This is a genomic window from Amycolatopsis sp. cg5 (genome assembly GCF_041346955.1).
In the GTDB taxonomy this organism is placed as follows: domain Bacteria; phylum Actinomycetota; class Actinomycetes; order Mycobacteriales; family Pseudonocardiaceae; genus Amycolatopsis.
In genome coordinates this window covers 5,500,388-5,523,673 of sequence record NZ_CP166849.1, presented here as the reverse complement: position 1 = coordinate 5,523,673, position 23,286 = coordinate 5,500,388, and the positions used below count along the sequence as shown (strand labels likewise).

The 23,286-nt window shown below is 66.4% G+C and carries 7 protein-coding genes; 5 read left to right on the top strand and 2 right to left on the bottom strand.

What is annotated here, in order from left to right; translation table 11 throughout:
• Positions 1 to 20 precede the first annotated feature (20 nt).
• The 5 genes from AB5J62_RS24505 to AB5J62_RS24485 all read left to right on the top strand — a co-directional run bounded on the left by AB5J62_RS24505 (position 21) and on the right by AB5J62_RS24485 (position 17,470).
• The gene (locus tag AB5J62_RS24505) at positions 21 to 14,012 is read left to right on the top strand and encodes a hypothetical protein (RefSeq protein WP_370942278.1); all 13,992 of its coding nucleotides are present in this window, start codon (positions 21 to 23) and stop codon (positions 14,010 to 14,012) included.
• Positions 14,009 to 15,001: a hypothetical protein gene (locus AB5J62_RS24500; protein ID WP_370942277.1), complete on the top strand. Its 993-nt coding sequence runs from the start codon at positions 14,009 to 14,011 to the stop codon at positions 14,999 to 15,001. Before AB5J62_RS24505 ends, AB5J62_RS24500 begins: the two co-directional genes overlap by 4 nt.
• A complete protein-coding gene (locus AB5J62_RS24495; protein WP_370942276.1) occupies positions 14,994 to 16,061 on the top strand; it encodes a hypothetical protein in 1,068 nt (355 codons plus the stop codon). Before AB5J62_RS24500 ends, AB5J62_RS24495 begins: the two co-directional genes overlap by 8 nt.
• Before the next feature lie 39 nt (positions 16,062 to 16,100).
• Entirely contained in the window at positions 16,101 to 16,763 is a 663-nt protein-coding gene (locus AB5J62_RS24490; protein WP_370942275.1) for a LuxR C-terminal-related transcriptional regulator, read from the top strand.
• Between the two features lie 83 nt (positions 16,764 to 16,846).
• The gene (locus tag AB5J62_RS24485) at positions 16,847 to 17,470 is read left to right on the top strand and encodes a response regulator transcription factor (protein WP_370942274.1); all 624 of its coding nucleotides are present in this window, start codon (positions 16,847 to 16,849) and stop codon (positions 17,468 to 17,470) included.
• A gap of 23 nt (positions 17,471 to 17,493) precedes the next feature.
• Here AB5J62_RS24485 and AB5J62_RS24480 read toward each other — a convergent pair whose 3' ends face one another.
• Entirely contained in the window at positions 17,494 to 19,800 is a 2,307-nt protein-coding gene (locus tag AB5J62_RS24480) for a BTAD domain-containing putative transcriptional regulator (RefSeq protein WP_370942273.1), read from the bottom strand.
• The gene (locus AB5J62_RS24475) at positions 19,797 to 22,802 is read right to left on the bottom strand and encodes a BTAD domain-containing putative transcriptional regulator (RefSeq protein ID WP_370942272.1); all 3,006 of its coding nucleotides are present in this window, start codon (positions 22,800 to 22,802) and stop codon (positions 19,797 to 19,799) included. The genes AB5J62_RS24480 and AB5J62_RS24475 overlap by 4 nt, the downstream gene beginning before the upstream one ends.
• Positions 22,803 to 23,286: the final 484 nt, after the last annotated feature.

The window sequence follows — 23,286 nt, the reverse complement described above, 5'->3', positions numbered from 1 at the left end:
GGGTGCGCCCGGAGAGCGCGGTGCCGGGCGACAGCGTGCCTCGCCCTGTCGCCGCGGCCACGCAGGCTCGGGGGGATGCCACGCCCTTGCGGCCGGACGTTCCGTCGCCTACCCCCGTTCGCGGGGACGGTGCGCCGGGCAAGTCGGAGAGTGTCGCGGCTCAGGCCGGTCCGGACCTGGCGAAGCCGCGGCCGCGCACAAGGTCGGACCAGGACAGCGACGTCGCCCAGGCCGCGCAGGCGGCGCTCGTCGCCGGCTATCTCGGCCTGGCGGAAGAGACCGCGGCCAAGCCGGTAGGCGCGCCGCAGGGTGGCGTGCACGCTGAGCCCGTCAAAGTCGACGCCGGTTGGCTGAAGGCCAGGGAGGCGGCCAAGCCCGTCCGGTACCGGGCTGAGCGGTTCGACCCGGCCAGCAGCGGGGGCAAGGCCGACGGGCTGCTCGACGGCAAGATCACCCAGATTCGGTTCGATGTCCGGCGTTTCCAGCCTGTCCCGGGGGTCTGGGTACGGGAGCTGGCCGCTCCGGTCGACCTGACCTCGAGTACTGCGGGGCTGGACATGAAAGCCCGTCAGGATTGGCTGAGCGGCCAGCAGAAGTTGCTGGACGACCATTTCAACGGGGTGTACCGGTTCGCCAACGGCGACCTCGCCCATTTCGTGCTGGACGGCAACACCCCGGCGGAGGTGAAGAAGGGATGGGACATCGATCCCGGCCGTTCGGTGCCGGTGAAGATGTTCGACTCGTCTGTCGACGGTGCGCGACGTGTCAATCAGCTGGAGTGGGACACGCGTGACCGGGCAGGCGCGCTACACGAGTTGTTCCACTTCTTCGGGCTCGGGGAGGCCTACCGCGACGGCGAACTACTGTTCAAGCGGCCCGATCAAGACGGCATCATGGGCCCCGACCGGCAACTGCGCCTGAATGACCGCAACGTCGCGAAACTCGACGAACTGTCGCTCAGCGCCGGCGATCGCCCGACAGGGTACCGCCCGGTGCTGCCTCCCGACAGCGCGCTCGGTACTGACGGGCCCGTGGGAGCACACGGTCCGTCCAACGCACCGCCGCCGCGGCCGAGACCGGACGATCCGTCGCGCCCGCCGGGCTCTTCCTCCTCACAGGCGGGGGCAGGCTTGCACAGGGCTCGCCCGTTGCCAGGCAGCGGTGTCCCCTCGGGGCCCGCGATCAAGCCGGCGGCCGCCGCGTTGGCTCAGAAAGCACAGGTCGACCGGCCCGTCGTCAAAGACACCCCGGACTTCTCCGAGGTGCGCGCGTCGATCGTGGACCAGTTGGTGACTTACGGCGAGAAGCGGGAGACGGCCGCCGCCTGGGTGGCTTCGTCGTTCACCGACGAGCGGCTGGCGAGGCTGGACGTGACGCTCGAGGGCGATCGGGGCACGTTCAACGGCGCCGAAATCGAGATTCAGGCCGCGGGCATCGGACCGGCGGTGAACGCGTACGACGGCATCGCCGACCGCGACATCCACCATGAACGGAAGGCGTCGGTCAGCGAGTCGGCGGCCGTGGCGCAGCGGGAATCCGTGGACCCGACGAGCCTCCTCAACGCGCCCGTCGGTCCGGTGAACGTGGGTGTGCGGATCAAGGGCATCGGTACCACGTCGAGGCACCGCGCCTCGGTATCGCAGGAAGACCGGCTGGCGGTCGACTTCGGCGAGCTCGATCGCGCCGTGACCACCTCGGACCACATGGTGGCACACCACATCACCGTCCGGCCGAAGCAAGGGCATCTGCAGCGGACCCGCTCGGCGGATACACGTGCGGTCGATGTGCCGATGACGCTGGAGTGGGCCAAGCACGAAGGCGGGGCGGCGGGCACACATCGGCAGATGGTGTCGATCGAGTATCCCGAGTTCGACAGCCACACGACACCCGCGGAACGCGCACGGGAGTTCGCGAAGTTCGAAAAGGAACGCCGTGCGATCAAAGGGGTCGAGTTCGCAGGGGTGTCGAAGATCTTCAGTGAGGTCCGTGCCAGCCTGAGTTTCGAGGGGGCCGATCCCGAAGTCGCCAGGTTCCACGAATGGCTGAACCAGCTAGGGCCTGAGCATGGGATCGAACTGGCGACCGGTGGCCTCGCGCGGGAGACGTTCCACTTCGCTCATCTGAAGGCGCCGACCACGATCGTGATCGGCAGGGCGAAAATGCCCGAGCACCTGAAGCCGGTGGTGCCCGAGGAAACCTTCGTCGACATGGCGGACAAGCAGATCAGCCACCACCGTGCGGCCAGCGAGTCCCATTCACTGGGGGCGGGCGGCATTCGCGAGTGGGGCGGCGAGGTTTCCGTCGGTGTCGGCGAGGCGATCGCCGACACACTCGGCGTGAAATTGACGGCCACCGCCAGCTACGGCCGGACCGCTGAGGACTACGCCGAGCACATCGGGCTGCTCCAGGTGGAGCTGAACGAGAAGACCAGCGGGGTATTCGAGAACCACGACATCCACTTCCGGTTCGCCGTGGCGATGCTGGAGCCGAACACCTCGGCGCACGGTGACGGCAGGCCGCACCGGTTCGCGTTCTTGCACCGGCACGACAAGCCGATGGGCCAGCTGGTGGTCGACGGCGCCGCGCGGTTGTCCATGTCGAACGAGTTCGCCATGGACTCGGACTCGGAGGGGTCGGCCCCGAGTGCGGTGGCCACGCCGACGCGTTCGAACTCGGCGGGCCTCGCCCCGGAAGCCGTGCCCGCCCAGGTGCGCGGGCAATGGCACCTGGGCGAGCGCACGGTGGCGGACATCGTCGGGCGGGTGATCCACAAGCTCGTCTCCGAGGAGCAGGTGCTCGATTCCGACGCTGGTTCGCTGAAGACAAGGATGACCGCGTTCCTGCGCGACAACGCCAAGGGCGTGCTCGACGGTGGTGACGGCGTTCGTTTCCCGATGCCGGACGGGGAAAAGGACCTGTTCTTCACGGGCAAGGTGGACGGGGAGCAGGGCTGGCACCACAAGGTGGCGCCGTGGAAGGAACTCAGCGGCAAGACGGTCGCCAGCAACACGGTCAAGATCGACAACACGCGCAGGCGTTCCAAGAGCCTCGCCATCTCGGTCGAAGGCGAAGCGGGAGTCGCGACGCTCAGCGGCCGGGCCGCGCCGTCGCGCACCAAGGAACGCGGCGGGAGCTTCTCGCAGACGGTGCGGGAGGAACATGTGTGGTCCGGCGGCGCCGGACCCAGTCACCTGTTCCACTTTCCTGTCGAGATCGAGGTGCGCACGGGCACCGACTGGCACGACCTCGACGAGCCGATGATCTGGCGGGAGGCCGACGGAGCAGTACCTACCGCCGGTATCCCCGGCAGGTTGGAAATCGCTGTGCCGACCATGCCGGGGCGGCCTGCCAAGGTCGATCCGGCACCGGTCAGCCAGGCGACGGAGTGGACGAGTGCGGGTTCCGGCTTGTCGCCGGCGATGCGGCCCGCGACGTTGCCCGCGGAGTTCGACCTGGATTCCTTCGCTCCGATACCCAAACTGGGCTCCACGATCAGCGCCATGCTGGCGCCGCCGGAAGCGCGGGGCATCCGCGACCATGTGAAGTCGGCAGCCAAGTGGGTCATGCTGGGAGACGAGCCGGATCCGCTGGGCGGCGCGGCGAGCGACGGTCCCGGGAGCGCGGCGCAGTCGCGCGAAGCGCTGGAGAAGTGGGTCGGCGGCCACAATCGGCAGGCCAGACTGGGGCTGGCGGCCGGTCCTTCCGACGAGCTGCACCTGCGAAGTTACAACGACGGCGACTTCACGGGAATGACGGCGCGGGACACGGTGGGTTCGGCCAGACTGACCTCCACCTACGGGAACGCCCGGATATTGCGGGTCGACGAGCGGCACGCCTTCAGCAGCACCCAGCTGACCGAGACGGAATCCACGACGCACGAAAAGCGCGTGTACGGGTTCGACGCGAACTTCACCGCGTCGCTGCCGCTGGGGACGGACATGTTGCCCGGCGAGGCGGAAACCTCCGCCGGGTATGAACGTGGCCGGGGCCGCGACGAGCTTGCCAAGGTCGAGACCACGACGACGCAAACCCGGGTCGAACGTGGCTATCTGGTCGAGTTCGACGCCCGGCATCGGGTCGACACCAAGGTGCACATGAACTGGACCGGTCCGTTCGGCGGTTCGCATGATCGGCCGGCGGTGGCGAAGGTGCGGGAGATCTTCAGCCCTCGTGCGGTGGCGATGTGGGTGCCGGCGAGCGATCTTCCGCGGTTGGGAGAGCTGTCGCGGCATGACCTGGACAACAACCTGCACCCGGAGGACCTGGCGGCATACCAGGCCACCACCGCGAAGAACGCCGGCTCGCCGCTCGCAGCGGCCGGTAGGCCCGCCACTGCCGTGTCCGCCGCCGCACCCTTGCCGGAGCTGGCGCGGGGGCTGGGGACCTTCGAGCCGGCTCGCCTCGACATGGTGACCGAACTGACGCAGGGGTTGCGTGCGGCTTTGCGGTCGTGGGAGCGGACTGTCGATGGGCGGGTGGTTCGGGAGTTTCGGGGTTTGCATGATGTGTTGGTCGAGGGCTTTGGGACCCGGTTGGTGTTGGGCGGTTTTAGTGCTGCGTTGAGTGACATGTTGAACGGTGGCTTGCCTGTTCTGGGGGAGCGATTGGGTGAGTCTGGGAAGTTGCAGCAGTTGGCTGTGGTGTCGGCGAGGTTGGTGGGTGGTGTTTCGCGGGGTGTTGATCGTGAGTTCGGATTGGTGTCGTCGTCGACGTCGACGGTGGTTCGCGATGTGGGTCGGCGGTCGGGCTGGAAGTCTGGTTTTTCGTTGAAAGTTACTCCGGATTTGCCGATTCCGGAGTTCTTTGGTTCGGGTTTGCTGGGGTTGGGTGAGTTGTTGGATCCGCATGCGGGTGGTGAGCGGGCGGGTCGGCGTGCCGGGCAGCAGGTTCCGGTGCGCCGGGAGACGACGTCGTTTGGTTTTTCGGGTGCCGCGGAGCGGCATGAGTTCGGGCTTGAGGTGACGGTTGAGCTGAAGCCGTGGGCGCGGTCGGGTGCCTACCTCAAGCACATTCCGTTGTTGCGCAAGGGGGCGGTGAAGGAGTCATATACCGCGGAGCCTTTTACTGTCCAATCGGCTGTGCGGTCGACGCAGTCGGAGACACCGCCGCCCGCTCGCGCGCTGCCGAGGCCGGTGTCGGGCTCGTTGCGTGAGTTTTGGCAAGCGAGTCATGTCGAGCAGAGAGTCCCGGACAATGCCGTGGTCCACGCGGCGCCGTTCGAGGCGCCGAAATTGCAGGCGAAGTTGGCTGAGGTGGCTGGGGGGCTCAATTCCGGGCGTGCGTATGCGTTGTTGGTGGGGACTCGCGCTGGGCAGTTGAGTGAGCATTTTTCTGGTCTGTTGTCGGGTGGTCATGTTGTGGAGGTGGGCGGCCGGGATTTGTCGGGGGTCCGGGTGGAGGCTGATCTTGGTGCTCGGGAGGTGGTTCGGGAGGTTTCCGGTGGCGTGTTGGGTAAGTCGGTGACGGTGCCTTCTGATGTGCTGCTGGGGAAGCTGGAGGGTGGTGTGTTGCGTGGCGCGAGGGAGTCGGAGGCGAAGTTCGCGGCTGGTGTCTTTGGTGGCAACGCGGCATTGTTCTTGGGTGAGGAGTTGGTTGAGCGGGAGTCGGCTTCGAAGGGTGTTGAGCCTGAGGCTCCATTGACGCGGACAGTCGAGGTGAAGTCGGATCGGGTGTTCTTGGTTCGTGCGGAGTTGGTGCCGACGTTGACGTTGTTGGGGAAGGGGGGTGCTGCGGGTGAATCGTTTGTGCTGGGCTCGGATGGGGATGTGTTCTTGCGTGTGGACGAGGCAGGGCTGGGCGTCCTGGGTATCGACGTCCCGGCGGTCATCCCCACGACGTCGACGGAGAAAGCACGGCCTATCGCTGCCGGTGTCGTGCTGGGCGGAGTCCCGGCGAGCGTCGACCGCGCGGCTGGATTCTTGCCAAAGGAAGACGGTGTATTCGCGGCCGTACTGGGTGAGTCGGCACGGCCGACCGCGGCACAGTTCGAGGCCGGGCTCTGGGCCGGGGGCTGGAACGGGTCTGATCCGGTGCGGGTCTTCACCTGCGCTGTGAATGACCTCTCGGCCTATGTCAAGACGATCAGCGAGGCGTTGGGTGTCGACGTGTATCGCCCGGCGGATCTGTTGTGGCTCGGTTTCGGCGGCCCGGGCCCGGCCGCGCGGGTCGGCCCGCTGGCGCTGGACGGCGACGGCCGGCCGATGGTGCCGCACGAACCTGCTCCGTCGGTGGACGCCGCGGGCTCCGGCTGGATCAAACACACTCCTGACGGCACCCGGCGGCTGGCACGGTACCGGGTGGCGGCCGAGGCCTCCGCCCCGCCGAATCTCGGGTTGCCTCGTCCGGTTCACCTCGGCCCCGGCGACGACTCGCTGTCCGCGCTGAGCCGGGCGCGTCCCCTGCCGAGCTCGCCGGGCCCGGCCGTGCACCCGGCGATGGCCGAGTTGGCGCTGAGGGCGAAAGTCGACCGTCCGACTGTCAAGGACCGGCCCGATTTCTCGACCGTGCGTGCGTCTGTAGTGGACCAATTGGAGGCCGCCGGTGAAAAGCGCCCCGCGGCGGAGAACTGGGTCACGTCGACGTTCACTGACGAGCGACTGGGAAAGCTCGAGGTGACGCTGGAGGGCGACCGGGCGAGTTTCAACGGGGCTGAGATCGAGATTCAGCTGGTCGGGATCGGTGCGCCGAAGAACACGTTGGACGGAGTCGCCGATCGCAGTGCTCAGTACGAGGGTGCGACGCTGACCAAGGAGTCGTCGGTTGAGGCGACGCGGGAAGGGGCGAACCCGACGAAATTGCTGAACGTGCCCGCCGGTCCGGTGACGATCGGGGCGAACCTCGAGCGGGTCGGGACCTCGTCAACGCGGAAGTCTTCCGTCTCGGCAGAGGACCGCCACACCGTCGATGTGTCCGAGCAGCAGCGCCCGGTGACAACTTCGGATCATGCACTGGCTCACGAGATCAAGGTGCTGCCGAAGCCAGGGCATGTGATCCACCGGAACCGGCCGGTCGAGGCGCAGTTGGTCATGGTCGACGCGAAGTTGGAGTGGCCGAACCACGAGGGCGGTGGTGGTGGGACGCACCGGCGGAACGTGTCGATCGAGTACCCTCAGGCCGACCCGCACGCGACGGCTGACCAGCGTGCGAAGGCGTTTGCGGCGTTCGAGCGTGAACGCAAGGCGGTCAAGGATGTGACGTTTGCCGGCCTTGGCCCGATCTTCCACGAGTTGCGGTCGAGGCTAAACGTCAAGCCCGATGATCCGGCTCTGAACCAGCTGCACGAGTGGCTGAACACACTGGGCCCCGAGCACGGCACCGCGATGGTCACAGGAGGCTTGGCGCGCAAAACGTTCCAGTTCGCTCATGTGAACTCGCCGACCGAGATCGTGATCGGCCGTGCGAACCTGCCTGACCATCTCAGGCCCGCGGTTCCTCAAGACACCTTTGTCGACGTCGCGAAGAAGACGATCGGGCATAAGCAATCGTCGAGTGGATCGCACTCGGTCATGCGGGGTGGTACCCAGGCGTGGGGTGGTGAGGTTTCGGTCAGTGCGGGCAACGCCATCGCCGCCGCGCTCGGCGTGAAATTGTCGGTCGTCGCGGGGTACAACCGGGAGTCTGTCGACACCGCGACGGATATCAGGCAGTGGCAGGCCGAGTTGAACGAGAAAACAAAGGGTGAGTTCGAGGAACACGACATCCACTTCCGGTACGCGGTGTCGATGCTGAAGCCGAATACGTCGGCAGCTGGTGATGGCAAAAGGCATCACTTCGCCTTCCTGCACCGTCATGACACCCCGATCGCGACGTTCACGACGGATGGCGCGGCCCGGTTGTCGATGGCGCACGCGGACGAAATGGACGCCGACTCCGAAGGGATTAACAGCGGTACCACCACGCCGAGGCCGAGGTCGAATCCGACCGGGATTGCCGTTCCCGACGTGCTTCGCCATGCACATAGCCGGTGGCGAGTGAGTGAGAACTCGGTCGCGAACATCGTCAGCCGGGTGGTGCACAGGCTGGCCGCCGAGGGCGTATTGCACGACACCGAGGCCGGATCACTGCAACGGAGGCTGACGGAGTTCATCGGCGGAAACGCCAAGGCCATTCTCGCGGGGAGTGACGGCGCACGCTTCTCGCTCCCCGGTGTGGACAAGGACTTGTTCTTCACCGGCGCGGTGCGTGAGGGAGGTGGTCGCTACTGGAAGGCGGCGCCATGGAGGGAAATCAGCGAAAAGGTCGTCGCGGGTGACCTGCGCAAGGCCGAGGCGACGCGCTCGCATAAGAAGAAGCTTGCTGTCGAGGTCGAGGGGAAGGCGGGGATAGCGGAGCTCAAAGGCAAGCTCGAGCCTTCGCGCACCAAGGAAAAAGGCGATGGCATCGAAGAGGCCGTCGCTGTCGAGCACGAGTGGTCTGGCGGGGGGATCATTCACCTGTTCCACTACGGGGCCGGGGTTCAAGTGCGGCTGGGCACGGACTGGCAGCATCTCGACGAGCCGATGACCTGGCGCGAGGAAGGGACGTCCACGCCGGAACCGGATATCGAGGTGCGGCTGGAAATCGACGTGCCCGAGCGGCCAGGTACTGACGTCGTCCCCGACCCGGCACCCATTTCACCGGAGACCGGCTGGGGGATCGCGGGCAAGGATTTGCCGTCGATGCGGCAGGCGAAGCTGCCTGCGGTATTCAACCTGGACTCGATGGCGCCGGTGCGCAACCTGGAGTCGACGACGGGCGAGATGTTGTCTTTAGTGGCTTCGGACGGCAAGCGTGTTCGTATGGTCTCCGCGGCAAAGCACTTGGCGTTGGGCGAACGCCCGACCGAGCTGGGGAAAGCCGCGAAAGACAGCGCTGAAAAGTCCGAATCCCGTGATGCTTTGGAGGAGTGGGCCAGCGACAGGTCCCGGAAAGCGGGGCTGGAGTTGGCAGCCGGTCCGGCGGACGAGTTGAAGCTCGAGAGTTACAACGAAGGCAATCTCGTGGGTATGGCGGCGCGGGACACGGTGGGCTCGGCGAAACTGACCTCCACCTATGGGAACGCCCGGATACTGCGGGTCGATGAGCAACACACTTTCAGTCAGACGCACTCGAACACGGCTTCGATGTCGGTGCACGACAAGAAGGTATACGGCGCCGAAGGGACTTTTGGCGCCTCGACGGCCTTGGGCACGGATGTGCTCAAGGGCGGTGTCGAGTCGTCCGCCGGGTATGAGCGTGGCCGAGGCAGGGACGAGATCTCCACAGTGGAGACGAAGACCACGCACAGTCGGGTCGAGCGTGGCTATCTGGTTGAGTTCGATGCTGTGCATCGGGTCGATACCAGGGTGCACACGAACTGGACGGGTCCGTTCGGTGGTTCGCATGATCGGCCCGTGGTGGCGAAGGTGCGGGAGAAGTTCAGCCCTCGCGCGGTGGCGATGTGGGTGCCGGCGAGTGATCTGCCTGGGTTGGGTGAGTTGTCCCAGCATGATCTGGACAACAACCTGCACCCGCACGACCTGACGGCCTACCGCGATGGCGCTGCCAAGCCAGGTGTGCCTTCGTCGGCTGTGGTGGTCGGTCTTGGGGTGTTTGAGCCGGTTCGACTTGAGATGGTGGCTGAGTTGGCACGGGGGTTGCGTGCGGCTTTGCGGTCGTGGGAGTTGTCCGTTGATGGGAAGGTGGCTCGCGAGTTTCGGGTCTTGCATGATGAGTTGGCTGAGAGTTTTGGGTCTTCGTTGGCGTTAGGTGGTTTTCCTTCGGGGTTGGGTGACATGTTGAATGGAGGGCTGCCCGTTCTGCGTCAGCGGATGGGTGAGTCTGGGAAGTTGCAGCAGTTGGCTGTGGTGTCGGCGAGGTTGGTGGGTGGTGTTTCGCGGGGTGTTGATCGTGAGTTCGGATTGGTGTCGTCGTCGACGTCGACGGTGGTTCGCGATGTGGGTCGGCGGTCGGAGTGGAAGTCTGGTTTCTCGCTGAAGGCTACTCCGGAGTTGCCGATCCCGAAGTTCACTGGTTCGGGCTTTCTGGGGTTGGGCGAGTTGTTGGATCCGCATGTGGGTGGTGAGCGGGCGGGTCGGCGTGCCGGGCAGCAGGTTCCGGTGCGCCGGGAGACGACGTCGTTTGGTTTTTCGGGTGCCGCGGAGCGGTATGAGTTCGGGCTTGAGGTGACGGTTGAGCTGAAGCCGTGGGCGCGGTCGGGTGCCTACCTCAAGCACATTCCGTTGTTGCGCAAGGGGGCGGTGAAGGAGTCATATACCGCGGAGCCTTTTACTGTCCAATCGGCTGTGCGGTCGACGCAGCCTGACGTGTCGGCTGCTGGTGTGCTGTCGAAGCCGGTGCTGGGTTCTTTGCGTGAGTTTTGGCAGGCGAGCAATGTCGAGCAGAAGGTTCCGGATGATGCGATTGTTCGTGCGGTGCCGTTCGAGGCGCCGAAGCTGCGGGCGAAGTTGGCTGAGGTGGCTGGGGGGCTCAATTCCGGGCGTGCGTATGCGTTGTTGGTGGGGACTCGCGCTGGGCAGTTGAGTGAGCATTTTTCTGGTCTGTTGTCGGGTGGTCATGTTGTGGAGGTGGGCGGCCGGGATTTGTCGGGGGTCCGGGTGGAGGCTGATCTTGGTGCTCGGGAGGTGGTTCGGGAGGTTTCCGGTGGCGTGTTGGGTAAGTCGGTGACGGTGCCTTCTGATGTGCTGCTGGGGAAGCTGGAGGGTGGTGTGTTGCGTGGCGCGAGGGAGTCGGAGGCGAAGTTCGCGGCTGGTGTCTTTGGTGGCAACGCGGCATTGTTCTTGGGTGAGGAGTTGGTTGAGCGGGAGTCGGCTTCGAAGGGTGTTGAGCCTGAGGCTCCATTGACGCGGACAGTCGAGGTGAAGTCGGATCGGGTGTTCTTGGTTCGTGCGGAGTTGGTGCCGACGTTGACGTTGTTGGGGAAGGGGGGTGCTGCGGGTGAATCGTTTGTGCTGGGGCCGGATGGGGATGTGTTCTTGCACGCGGATGAGGCAGGGCTGGCGGTGCTCGGCCTCGACGCACCGGCCACGGCCGCTGCTCCCGCGCCGCTTCACCTGCCGGCGCCTGGCTCGTCAGCCGCCGGTGTGACACGGTCCGTCGGCGACTCCGTGGAGACGATCAGGGCTGGCGTCTTGCTGGGTTCATCCGTGGATCCGGCGTTGGCCCGCGCCGCCCGATACCTACCGGCCGAGCAGGGTGTGTTCGCTGCCGTTCTGGGGGAGCCGGCGGGTTCCCCGTCCGGGCGTCCGGCGGTGGCCGAGTTCGCTGCCGGGCTATGGGCCGGAGGATGGAACGGGTCCGATCCCGTGCGGGTGTTCACCTGCGCTGTGGACGATCTGGCCGGATACGCGGACGATCTGGTCGACGAGCTGGGCGTCGACGTGTACCGCCCGGCGGATCTGCTGTGGCTGGGCTTCGCCGATCTGGGCCCGGTGGCGAGGGTGGGCCCGCTGGCACTGGACGGTGACGCCCGGCCGATACTGCCGCATCGCCCAGCTGATTCGTTGGACACCAGCGGTACTGGATGGGTGAAACACGGTTCTGGTGGAGAGGAACGCCCCGCGCGGTATCGCGTCGGGCCGCGTCATGAGACGCCTTTGCGGCTCGGTTTGCCTGGTCCGGTGCATCTTGGCCCGGGCTCTGGTTCGGCTGTCGGCCGGTTGGTGGACGAGGTCGCGGGCACTGTGGTCGCTGATCCCGTGGTGCCACATCCGTTGCTTGGTCCGGATTTGTTCGGGTTTCTCGCGGGCGTGGAGCGACCGTCGTTCTTGCAGGTCGACCCTGGCGAATTGGCTACTGATCAGTTGCCCGCGTTGCTGGATGCGCTTGACTTGACCCATGGGGAGCCGGGGGTGATCACGGCCGGCAGTTTGGAGCGTCGGCCAGACCAGGTGCTCGTGGTGGAGCTGACACCGGCGCAGCGGGCTGGTTGGGCGCCGGGTGATGTTCCGTTGCTGCCTGCCAGGTTGGAAATGCCGAAGCTGATGCATACGATATGGCTTGGCGGTCCGGTTGTGTCTGAAGGCAAGACTGCGTTGGTGCAGAGAAATATCGCTGCCGCGGCGGCGAAACATCGTGACCCGGCGACGGGGGAACGTTCTGGGAAATTGGTCATGTGGACCGATATTCCGCGTGCTGAGTTTGATCAGGCGAGGAAATCGTTTCCGTCTGTCGACGGGTCGTTCGACAGGTATGCGGGCGTACGTGAAATGTTGACCGGCGCGCGTGAGTCGGGCGCTCTTGTGGTGAACATCAATGAGTTTTTTCATCGGGATAACCCGATGCGCTTACAGGCTTTCTTTCAAGGACAGCTCGGCGTTCTGAGCGGGCGGGGCTGGGCGGCGGCGAGCGACATCGCTCGTATCGAGCTTCTTCGTGCTGTCGGCGGAGTCTACACCGACGGCGATAACCGCGTGCTCGATCCAGGTATGGCATACGATGTGGTTTTCAATCCTGAACGGTGGGCGCTGCTCAATGTCAATAGCAAAGTCGGCAACGCCGCTTTCGTGATGACGCGAAGGCATCCGATGGCGGATCTCATGCTGGAAGAGATGTCCGCGCAATATGACAAGTCGCAACGAGAGCTGTTCGGACCAGGCGTCGAACGTATGAACAAAGAGTTCTTCGACATACCGCAGATGCGTTCGCGACGGCATACGTTGATGATGAGGGCCGGACCAGAAATACTTCCGATGGTCTTCCGTAAAGCCGGCTACAGGAAATTGCCGATTGCGCCTGCGATCGAGGTTGCGTCGGCGGGCAGCTGGATGGGACCGGCGGACGCGGGTCGCGTGCCGGTGGGTGGCGCGCGGCCGACAGTGGAGTTGACCGGTCGCGTGGTGCAGACCTTGGTGCGGGATCTGTTCAACCGCGAGGGCGATCTGCATTTGACCGCGGTGGCGGACGCGGTCGCGGGGCAGGAGGATCCTGGTCTGGTGTTGGGTGCCGCGGTGCGGTTTCTGGCTGGACGGCCGGAGCTGGCGTCGTTGGTGCGCTCGGTGACGTATTCGCGGTGGGAGCGGGGAGTTTTTCACGATGTGAAGCTGCCGTCGGACCTTGGTGATGTGCTGGCGGTGGCGACGGTGGGTGAGGTCGGTCTGCTGGGTGAGGCAGTTCGCCCGGCGGGGATGTTGTCCGGTGGGTTGCCGTATCCGGTGGAGTTGGTGGTGGATGCGGAGGCCGGTGGGCTGACGTCGTCGTCGCGAGCGGAGCTGCGGTCGTTGACGGCGCTGGCCGGTTCGTTCGTGCCGGTGTATCAGGCGGCAGATGTGCCCGCTCCGGCAGTGCGGCTGGTCGCCGGTGATGAGGTGGTGGGCCTGGCCGCCGCGGAGATGCAGGCCTACCTCGACGAACTCGCTCCCACCCTGAGCGAGCACGACGCCTTCGGGGTACCTGAACTGAGAGTGGCGGATCCGGGACCGGGTAAGCCGGCGCGTGCTGAGCTGGTGAACACCGACGGCGAAGACGGCCGGAGCGCGCACGACGCAGGTTCGCCGGCCACCGCGGCGGAAGGGGCGCATCAGGAAGGCGTACGGGGACCACGAACGCTTCCGGAGTATCCCGGTGTCGACGTCGTGGAGGTGAGGATCGCCGAAGACGGCCGCGCCGTCCATCTCGAGGACGGGTCCAAGCTCGGCTTCGGAGACTTCGCCAAGCGGTTCGTGCAGCGTGTGCGCGGCCTGGGCAGTACGAACAAGCTGGTGTTGCTCGCCGATGGCGCCGCGATCTCACCCGGACCGGGGGTGGCGTCGCTGGCGGCGGAACTGTCGAAGGAGAGTGGGGCGGATCTTCTCGTCCCGGCGGATGGAACGTTCACCACCCCCGGCGGACAGGTGCGTTCGGGCCGGACGATCCAACTGCCGGACGGCACCCTGATGCCCGACTTCGGGCGTTCCGAATGGGTGTTGTTCTCCAACGGGCTCGAGATCGACCGGTTCACCGCGGACGACCTGGGCAGCGCGGTCAACAAGACAGGCCTGGCGACCAGGGAACCGCCTCCGCAGTACAAGGAACAGGGAAAGCCGGGGACGACGTGAACACGGGAAATCCCGCACCCGGTGCCGTGCTGCACGAACTGCTGCTGCGGCTGGCCGCGATCGCGCCCGACGCGCTGGTGATCGAGGCACGCCGGGAGCTCGCGCGGTCCGGGGTTTCCGCCGCTGCCAAGGTGGTCACATCGGTTGCGGCCGACTTGCCTCTCACCCGTTATGACCTCGAAGTACTCGACAGCGTGGGTGCTCCGGCCGCTGTCCGGCCCGAGTGGCCGGATCCGCCGCTGCGGTGGCATTTCGCGCCTGGTGGCGCGGCGGCAGGAGACCTGGAGCTGGCCATGGCGGTCGCGATGGCCGGTGCGGAATCCGGCGCCCGCGGGCTGTGGCTTGCCGAACGGTCCTTGTTGGGCGGTGGCGCCTCGCATCCGGTATATGTCCTCGAGGTGGATGACGATGATCCCGCCGCGGTGACCGGCAGGCTGCAGGACGCGCTGACGGGTGCCGGCGCGGCGATGCCACTGGCAGAGGTCGTCGTCGCGGGGGCGGCGATCCCGGGCTACCAGCGTGCGGCACTGGAGTCCGGGGTCTTGCTCTGGGCACCCGAGCCGGAGGTGCTCGCCCGCGTGGCGCGCACGTATGACCACGTCGACCGGCTCGGTGTGGCTGGGTTCCGGCACGGACATCCGGTCATCGAGGGGCAGGAGAAGGACGCGGTGCTGGCTTACCTGAGAACTGCTCCGGTGCTGTTGGAATCATCAGCGGCGATCGGCGACGTCGTGGAGCCGGAGCGCGGCCGGGTGGTGTCCGTCCGGATGCGGACAGACGGTGAATGGGTCTGGCCCGACGCCGTTGGCTACTACCTCGATCGCTACGGCCTTGCTCCCGAGCCTGCGCTGCTCGCACACATCGAGGCCGTGGGAGTACCTCCAGCCGAGCTCGACGCGGTCACGATCCATCGAGTACTGGCACAGCTCAGAGCTTTCCGGCCGCGCCAGCCAATCCGAGTCGAATCACAAGGAGCTGAATATGTCTGATCCCTTGCTCACGGAACTGCACCGCACGTTGCTGCGTGTCGCGGGCTGGCTCCCGGACGACGTGCTCACCGCCGTCCGCGGTCTCGCGGCCGCGGGTGACGCCGCGGCCGCGGCCAGGGCATTGGTGTTCGCGGGCACGCGTACCTCGCTTCCGCTGAACGACGCCGACGTGGACCTGCTCGCCGATTTACTGTCCGCCGGCGGTGCGGACCCGGGGCTGGTGCGGGATATCCCCTACGCCGACGAGAACGAGCATGCCGGCTGGAGTTTCGACCCGGTACCGGCCGCGGACGCCGGGCTCGATGGCGACGGCACCGCCCTCATCGCGGCGGCGGCTGAGACCGAACTGGTGTCCGCGGTCGACACGGAGCCGGGTGTGCGCGGGGCATGGGCGGTGTGGCGGAGCGCCCCGGTGGGCGTGAGCTACCCGCCGCCGCGGCCCGTGTACGTGGTGGAGATCGACGACGTCGGCGCGTGTCCCGGCCTGACCGGAAGGCTGCAGGATCTGCTGATGGCGGCCGGCGATCGCGCGCCGCAGGTCGAGGTAGTGTCCCGGCACGAGGACCCGCCCATGTACCAGCGTGCCGCGCGAGCCGGTGGCAGGCTGTTGTGGGCGCCTGCCGACGACCGGGTGATCGAGGTGGCCAAGGTCTTCGACGCCGTCGATCCGCGGCATGGGCCGAGTTTCGCCGCGGATCATCCGGTGATCGGTGATGAGGCCGAGCGTCGTCGCTTGCTCGACTACCTCGACGCGGGCACGGAATTGCTCACGACCACCGCTCTGCTGCCCGATCTGGTGGAGCCCGACCGCGGCGAAGTGGTGCCGATGAATTTCCGCACCGACGGCACGTGGGTGTGGACCGACACGGTCAGCTACTACCTGCGTGAGCACGGCCTTGCCCCCGATCCTGATCTGTGGAAGCACATCGCCGACGCGAACGAGCCGCCGACTCGTCCCGACACGGTGACCTTGAACAAAGTGATCGCCGCGCTCAGCCCTGAAGGGCGCAAGCCCGTTTGGTCGGCGAGCGGCGAGGAACCGGCGATAGAGACGTCCTGAAGCGGTCGCTTCGAGACTTTGTGCGGTTGTTCACGGATCATGAACGAAGGAGTGGCCGTGCAGGCGATCAAGGTACTGGTGCACGCGCACGACAGCGTGAGCCTGTCCGGGACGCTCGCGATCCTGCGTCGTGTCCCACAGGTACGCCCGTTCACCGAAGACGACGGCGAACCGCGCTGCCCGGATGTGGTCGTTTTGGTCACCGAAGGTTTCGCGAACGCCGCCGCCTACGCCACCTTGCGGCGATTGCACGAGCGGTACCCCCGGCAGGCGCCGCCACGCTGTGTGCTGATCGCGGACAGCTTCCTGCCCGAGGACACACTGGCCGCGGTCGAGTGCGGGGTGTTCGCCTTCATTTCCCGGTCGGAGGTCACCAGCCCTTCGCTGGTGTCGGCGGTGCTCGCGGTCGGCAGGGGCAACGCGTTCCTGTCGGGACACCTTCAAGGCAGGCTGATGTCCCAGCTGACGATGCTGCGCAGGCATGTTCTCGAGCCGAAGGGGATCACGCTCTTCGGGCTCGGAGTGCGGGAGCGAGCAGTGCTCAAACTCCTCTCGGAGGGCCACGGCACCGACGAGATCGCCCGGCGGCTGCGCTGCTCTGAAGGAACGGTCAAGAACGTGCTTTACCGCTTCATGGCACGGCAGGGGCTGAACTCCCGATCACAAGCTGTCGCGCACGCGTTGCGTGTCGGCGCGATTTGACCAGACCAGGCGATTGAGACTTCCTGAAGTCGCCGCCAGCAGACTTCCGTCAGACAACCGGAAACCTGACCAGGGGAGAGGCGATGAATCCAGTACGTGTTGCGGTGTGCGCCGCCGACTCGATCACGCAGGTCGGGTTGACCAGCTACCTGCGTTCCCGGCCAGGCATGGTCGTAGTGGCCCGTGAGGACTTGACCGAGCAGGATGTTCTGCTGGTGCAGGCAGATCGCATGACCCCCGAGCTTGTCAGCGACCTGACCGAGCAAGCCGCTCGAGTGGCGGTGCCGACCGTGCTGCTCGCCGGAGAGCTGCGCGAGAGCGATGTCGTCGCGGTCGTGGAGTGCAACGTCGTGGCCGTGTTGCCCCGTTCGCGCACCTCCAGCGACCAGCTGGTCGACGCGGTGCGTTCGGTGGCAGGCGGAGACGGTGCGTTGCCGCCGGACCTGCTCGGCCAGTTGCTCGACCATGTCAGGCGTCTGCAGCACGAGTTGCTGTCCCCACTCGGGTTCGGCGCGGCCGGACTCACCGCTCGCGAGGTCGATGTGCTGCGGCTGATGGCGGAGGGCCGCGACACCGCCGAGATCGCCGACGCGCTGTGCTATTCCGAGCGAACGGTGAAGAGCGTCATCTATGCCATGACCGCCAGGCTGAACTTGCGCAACCGCCCGCACGCCGTGGCCTACGCGATGCGGGCCGGTGTGATTTGAGCCGGCCCGCGCGTGCCCGGCTCTTACGTCGCCGCTCCGTAGGTGGCAGGCGGGTCGGCCGCGAGGAGTCGTGGATCTGTGGTCCGGGACTGCTTGCCGTGATCGACTCGGGCGTCCTGCGCGGTGGTGACCCCGAGCCCGTCGAGATAATGCCGGTCGAGATTTCCCCGGTCGGGCGAGCCGGAGCACGCGGTGTTCTGGCCGGTTCCGGTTGCCGTGGAACCGGTCTCCCGCAGCCGAGGTAGTGGTGCCCTCAACCGGAGCTGCGCCACCGCGTATCCGGTGGCCAGCGTTTTCTGGCGCACGTCATCCTGCGGACAGGCCTGCACTACCTGGCACAGGAGTTCCTCTGCGATGCCAGGCGTCCGCCGGGTCAAGGCTTCGTGGTTTCCGGCGACCCAGTCGATCACCCAATCGTCGATCAGCGGTATCGCCGCGACTAGTTGATCGGCTACTTGTTCCGGCGCCGCGCCAAGCCTGGCCAGTGCCTCCGCGGCGGAGCGATGGCGGCTGCGCCGCTCGGCGCTTTCAACGGATTGGTAGATCGCCGCGTGCAACAGCCGATGCCGAAAAGCCAGCTTGCTCCCCGATTCGACGACGATGGCCGCGTCGAGTATCTCTGTCAAGGGGGGGATGAGCTGCGTTGTGCTCCGGCCCAGCACAGCGGCGACCTGCGCGACGTCGAACTCGATACCGAGGAGGGCCGCATAGGTGAGTGTCTTCTTGGTGTCATCGCTGAAGATCTGCAATGACTTCTCGATGGCTGTGGTGACCGGGCGCGGCAGTTCGCGCATGACGGCGACTCGAAGCTCGGCCGAACCGCCACTGACTTCGATGGCACCGGCGTCGCCGAGGGCCTTGATCGTCGCCAAGACGTGGCCGGGGTTGGCCGGATGGCTCGCCGAGAACAGATCCAGTTCTGGGCCCAGCCGCGCGCCGACGAACGCACTGACCAGCTTCCGCACCGCGTCCGGGCCGAGCGGCGGGAGTGACAGCACCTCGTACCCTCGGGTTTCCACCGCCCGCCGGAGCTTCGCGAGGTCGGGATGCTTGGGTGCCGGGCGGGCCGTGGTGATGAGCAGCAGCGGCAGCCTGCGCGTCGCGACGGCCAGGCGGTGGCATAACAGCAGGGTCGCCTCGTCGGCCCACTGGAGGTCCTCGAGCACCAGCACCATCGGCGCGCGGGCGCAGAGCGCGTCGATGTGCGAAAGCAGTTGCCACGCCGTCGGTGTGACCGTGCCCGGCGCCTCGCCAGATCGCGATGACTCTGCCCCGAGGCTGTCCAGCAAGGTCTGGAACGGTCGGTCCCGATCGTGTTCGGTCGCGGCTGCCCAAGCCAGGTGGCTACCGGTCAAGTCGTTGAGCACAGTGGTGAGCAGCGCCGACTTGCCGACGCCGGCTTCTCCTTCGATCCAGACCACGTTACCCCGGCCGCTGCCGAGCTCGTCGAGCATTCGGCGCAGGTGATCCTGCTCGGCGGGACGACCGTGCAGTGATGGGGGGGCGTGAGGTGCCTTCGGGCGCACCGACAGCAACTCGGATCCTGTGAACCCGCCAAGCACCGGATCAGCGGTGAGTATCCGTCGGTGCAGGTCGACGAGCTCAGCGCAGGGGGTGGCGGACAGTTCGGTACGCAGGATCGTGCGGATCCGCTCGTAGGCGTCCAGCGCCTCGCCGGTCCGGTTGCTTCGGTGCAGGGCGATCATCAGCGTGTGCCACAGGGATTCGCGTAGCGGGTGCTCGCGCACCAGAATGCTGAGTTCGGGAATGAGGTCGGCGTGCATGCCGAGTTCGAGCCGTCCGTTCGCGCGCTGCTCGGTCGCCGCCAGCTTCGCTTCGCCCAGCCGGTGTCGTTGTGCCTCGGCGAACGGCCCGGCGATACCGGACAGAGCTTCGCCGCGCCACAGAGCCAAAGCGGAGTCGAAGCCGGCGACTGCGCCTGCCGCGTTCCCTGCTTTGGCGTGTGCGCGTGCGGCGCGGCATCGCTTTTCGAAGACAGCGACGTCCAAGGCATCCTCGGCGAGCCGCACCTGGTAGCCGGCCGCGTCGGAGACCAGCAGACCGTCGGTGGACCAGCGGGTCCGGTTCGGATCGAGTACCTGACGTAAGCCGGAGATGTAGGTATGCACGCTGCCCGCGGCGCTGGCGGGTGGATGCTCACCCCAGATGGCCTCGATAAGCTCCGCACGGCTGACGGGCTGCCGCGAGCCGCGCAACGCGAGCACTGCGAACACTGCGCGTTGCCGGGCGGCGCCGAGGTCGACCTCCTCTTCGTCGACCCAGGCGCGTAGCGGGCCCAGCGCATCGACGCGAAGCAGGTGCTCGCTCATGACGGCGCCGGTCCGATCAGCGCGCGGGCGCGCCGTTCCGCCCGCCTGATGTCCCACGCCGCGCCGAGACGTTGGTACTCCGCCAACGCCCGGTGCAACGCCCCAGCCGCCTCATCGCGCATTCGGCGGCTGGCGAACAGACTCGCCGCGTCTTCCATCGCCTGTGCGTGTCCGAGCTTGTAGCCGGAGCGATGGTATCTGGCTGCCGCTTCCAAGGCCATGATCGGCTCGGTGTGCAGCAGCGCTTGACAGTGGAGACCGCTGGTCTCGCATCCGCTTGACCGCGCGCAGAACTCGGTGGCCTGCCAGGCCACCATGAACTCGCCCGCGCCCAGTGCCAGCCTGGTCAAGGTGGGCATCCAATGGCACAGTGTTCCGTCCCGCGCGCCGAGCATGACAGTCAGCATCGCCAACGCGCGTTTCGGCTCGCCGCGTCGCTCCGCCAGCATCGCGCTCGCCGCGATCTCGAAATCGTTGGCACCGATGGAATCCTCTTGCCGGTCACTGGTTATCGCGGCCAGCAGGTGTGTGTTCGCGTCGCTCGGCCGGTCCCTGTGCGCGGCGATCAGCGCGGAGGCGCCGCTGAGCTGCTGGATCGATCGCCGGTGCCCCAGCGCGTAACCGGCCAGGGTCGGTCCGTCCCGTAGTGCGGCGGTCAACTCCGCCGGCGGCCTGTCCCACCGGCCCAGCCGGTATGCCTCGGTGATCCTCTCCCGCTGGGACATCCGCTGCATGGGGATGATCTGTGGCAAGCCTCCAGAAGCCGGCTGGCCGGGCTTGCCCGAGATCCTGGAGAGGAGCGCGGCGTACAGCCTGCGCCAGGATTCACCGACGCCGGTGTCGCTCAGCGCGTGATGCGAAGCGGCGACGGCCTTGCTCAGTTCGCCGCGCCGGAAGTTGGAGTAGGTGAGCAACCAGCGCATTTCGGCGGCGACTTCGGTGTCGGTCGTACGAGCCGCCAGCCGTCTTGCCTCCGTGGTCGCGTCGTGGCCGAGCCAGGTGGCCAGCCTGGTCATGGTGATCGAGAGTTGTTCACGCTGTGCGCCGGTGAGCAGCGCCGAGTCGCGGACCCGGCTGATCAGCTTCATCGCGGTCAGCGGAAGGCGCGGTGCCAGCGTTTTGACTTCGCGCAGCAACCAATCGCAGACCCAGGCGTCGATCGGCACCGGCTCAGCCGAAAGCTGACTCGCCACTCGTTCGGGTGCCACGCCGGCTGCGTCGAGTACCTGCGCGAGCTGCCTGCGCAGTGCCACGCGGATGGCCTGCGGTGTCACCGCGTGCAGCGCCAAACGCACGATAGGCTGCCGGAACGTGACCCGATCACCGCATTGGGCCAATACACCTGCCGTATACAGCTGTTCGAGCACTGTCCGGGTTTCTTCCCTGGGTTGCCCGACCGCGGCCGCCAGCTCGTCCTGGTCCAGCGAATCACCGAGCAACGCCGCCCAGCGAAGAGCGAGAATCACGGGCGCGGGAAGGAAATCGAGCTGCTGAACGATCGCGTGCGCGGCCGCCACCGAGATATCGAGAGCCTCGGTGGTGTGCTCGACGAGCGCGCACAGATAGCCGGGGTGGCCCGCGGCGGCCCAGCTGATCCGCTGCAAGGCCGAGTGCCGGCCGTCGATGAGTGCTGTGACTTCCTGCTGAGTCAGTGGTTCGAGTGTTCGGCACAACGTGCCCGCGGCGAGAAGCTCGTCGCGGCGGGTTCGTTGGGCAGCGGGCTCGAGGGGACGGCTACAGCCGATCAGTAGTAATGGCAACCGCTCGGTCGCCGCGCTGAGCATGTTCCACACATCGACACTGGCCGGGTCGGCCCACTGGAGGTCGTCGGCCGCCAATACCAGCGGGCCTTGCGAACACCGCCGCTCCACCTCCTCGAGCAGGCGGTCTGCCGGCGAGCTCACGCTTGCGGCGAGTTCGGAGTCGTTGCCGGGAAGTCGATAGAGGCCAAGACAGTCCAGCAAGACGTGCAACGGCCAGTCCGTGCCGAGTTCGTCGGCCGCTCCCGTGGCCAGCTGTACACCGGGTGGCAGCGCGGAAAGTGTCTCGGCGAGCAACGCTGTTTTGCCGGTGCCCGGTGCGCCGTCGAACCACAACGTGGCTCCCCGGCCATACGCCAACGCCTCGATGCCGTCCTTTACCAGGGCTAGTTCGGCCGCCCTACCGACGAACTTGGCTGCCCTGCGCAGTTTTGACGCGGTCATGACGGAGCCGGGCGGCTCGGTGCGCGGCGCAACCTCGAGCATCAAGTCCCCGGATCTGATCAGCTCGTAGCAGGCGGTCAGTTCGGCGCCTGGCTCCGTGCCCAGTTGCTCGATTGCGACCTCGCGCAACCGCTCGAAGGTGCGCAACGCGTGATCGCGCTGGCCGTTGCGGTACAGCGCGATGAGAAAGAGACGCTGGAGGCTTTCCCGTCGCGGGTGCGCGAGCGACACTCCGGAAAGCTCGTCGGCGACTTCCTCGTGCCTGCCTAGGTCGAGCAGCAGTTCCGCCCGCCGTTCGATGACGTCGAGGCGTAACTCCCCAAGCCGTTCGCGCTGCGCTGCGGCGAAAGGGCCTGGCAGGTCTTGAAGTGGCTCTTCAGCCGAAAGACTCAATGCTTCGTCCAGCGCGGCCAGCGCGCCGGTGAGGTTCCCGGAGAGCGTCAGTGATTTCGCATGCTCACGCAGCTGCTCGAAGCGCACCACGTCGATCGCGTCGGAAGGCAGCCGCAGCAGGTAGCCAGAATCGCTGGAAACCAGGATCTGCGCCGCGGCGCGTGAGCCGCGATCAGGCTCCAAGGCGGCTCGCAGCGAGGAGACGTACGTGTAGATGCTCCCGTGTGCGCTGGTAGGCGCGGTCTCGCCCCAGATCGAGTCGATCAATTCGGCCCGACTGACTACTTGATTGGCGCGCAACGCGAGAACCGCGAGGAGCGTGCGGCGATGTGCCGTGCCGAGATTTGCTTCGGCGGTGTCGAGCCAGGCCCGTACCGGTCCGAACAATGCCAGTCGCACTCGCATCCGTCGCTCCCGGTCTATCGTGCCCCCGCCTCGATCCTCAGACATTCGGTTTCCGTGCCTTCAGCCCCTGGTAGACATTTGTACACTGAAAATTGCAGGGCGGGTGTCGAAAACGCGTCCGCTGGGTGGATACTGTGGTTCAACCACAGTTTGGAGCCTCTGAGCTGGGCAAACGAGGTGAATCGGGTGATGCGGACCGGGTGGTGATGTCGATGTGCGGTGATCGTGACCACGGTGACCGGCGAGCCTTGATCCAATTGTCACGGCGGCCTTGCCGCGTTGTGATCTTTTGGAGCGCAAGCAATGCGGCAACTACGCTGGCTGACTGTCGGCGACCAACTTGGACATGATCATCCGAAGCTGACCGAGTTGGCCGCCGGACTGGTGGCGTCGAGGTGGAAAGATGGGACGGTTGGACGTTTTGCGAAGCTTGATTTCAAGATCTTCACACCAGCGTGTGATTGACACTATGTCAGCCGGTATG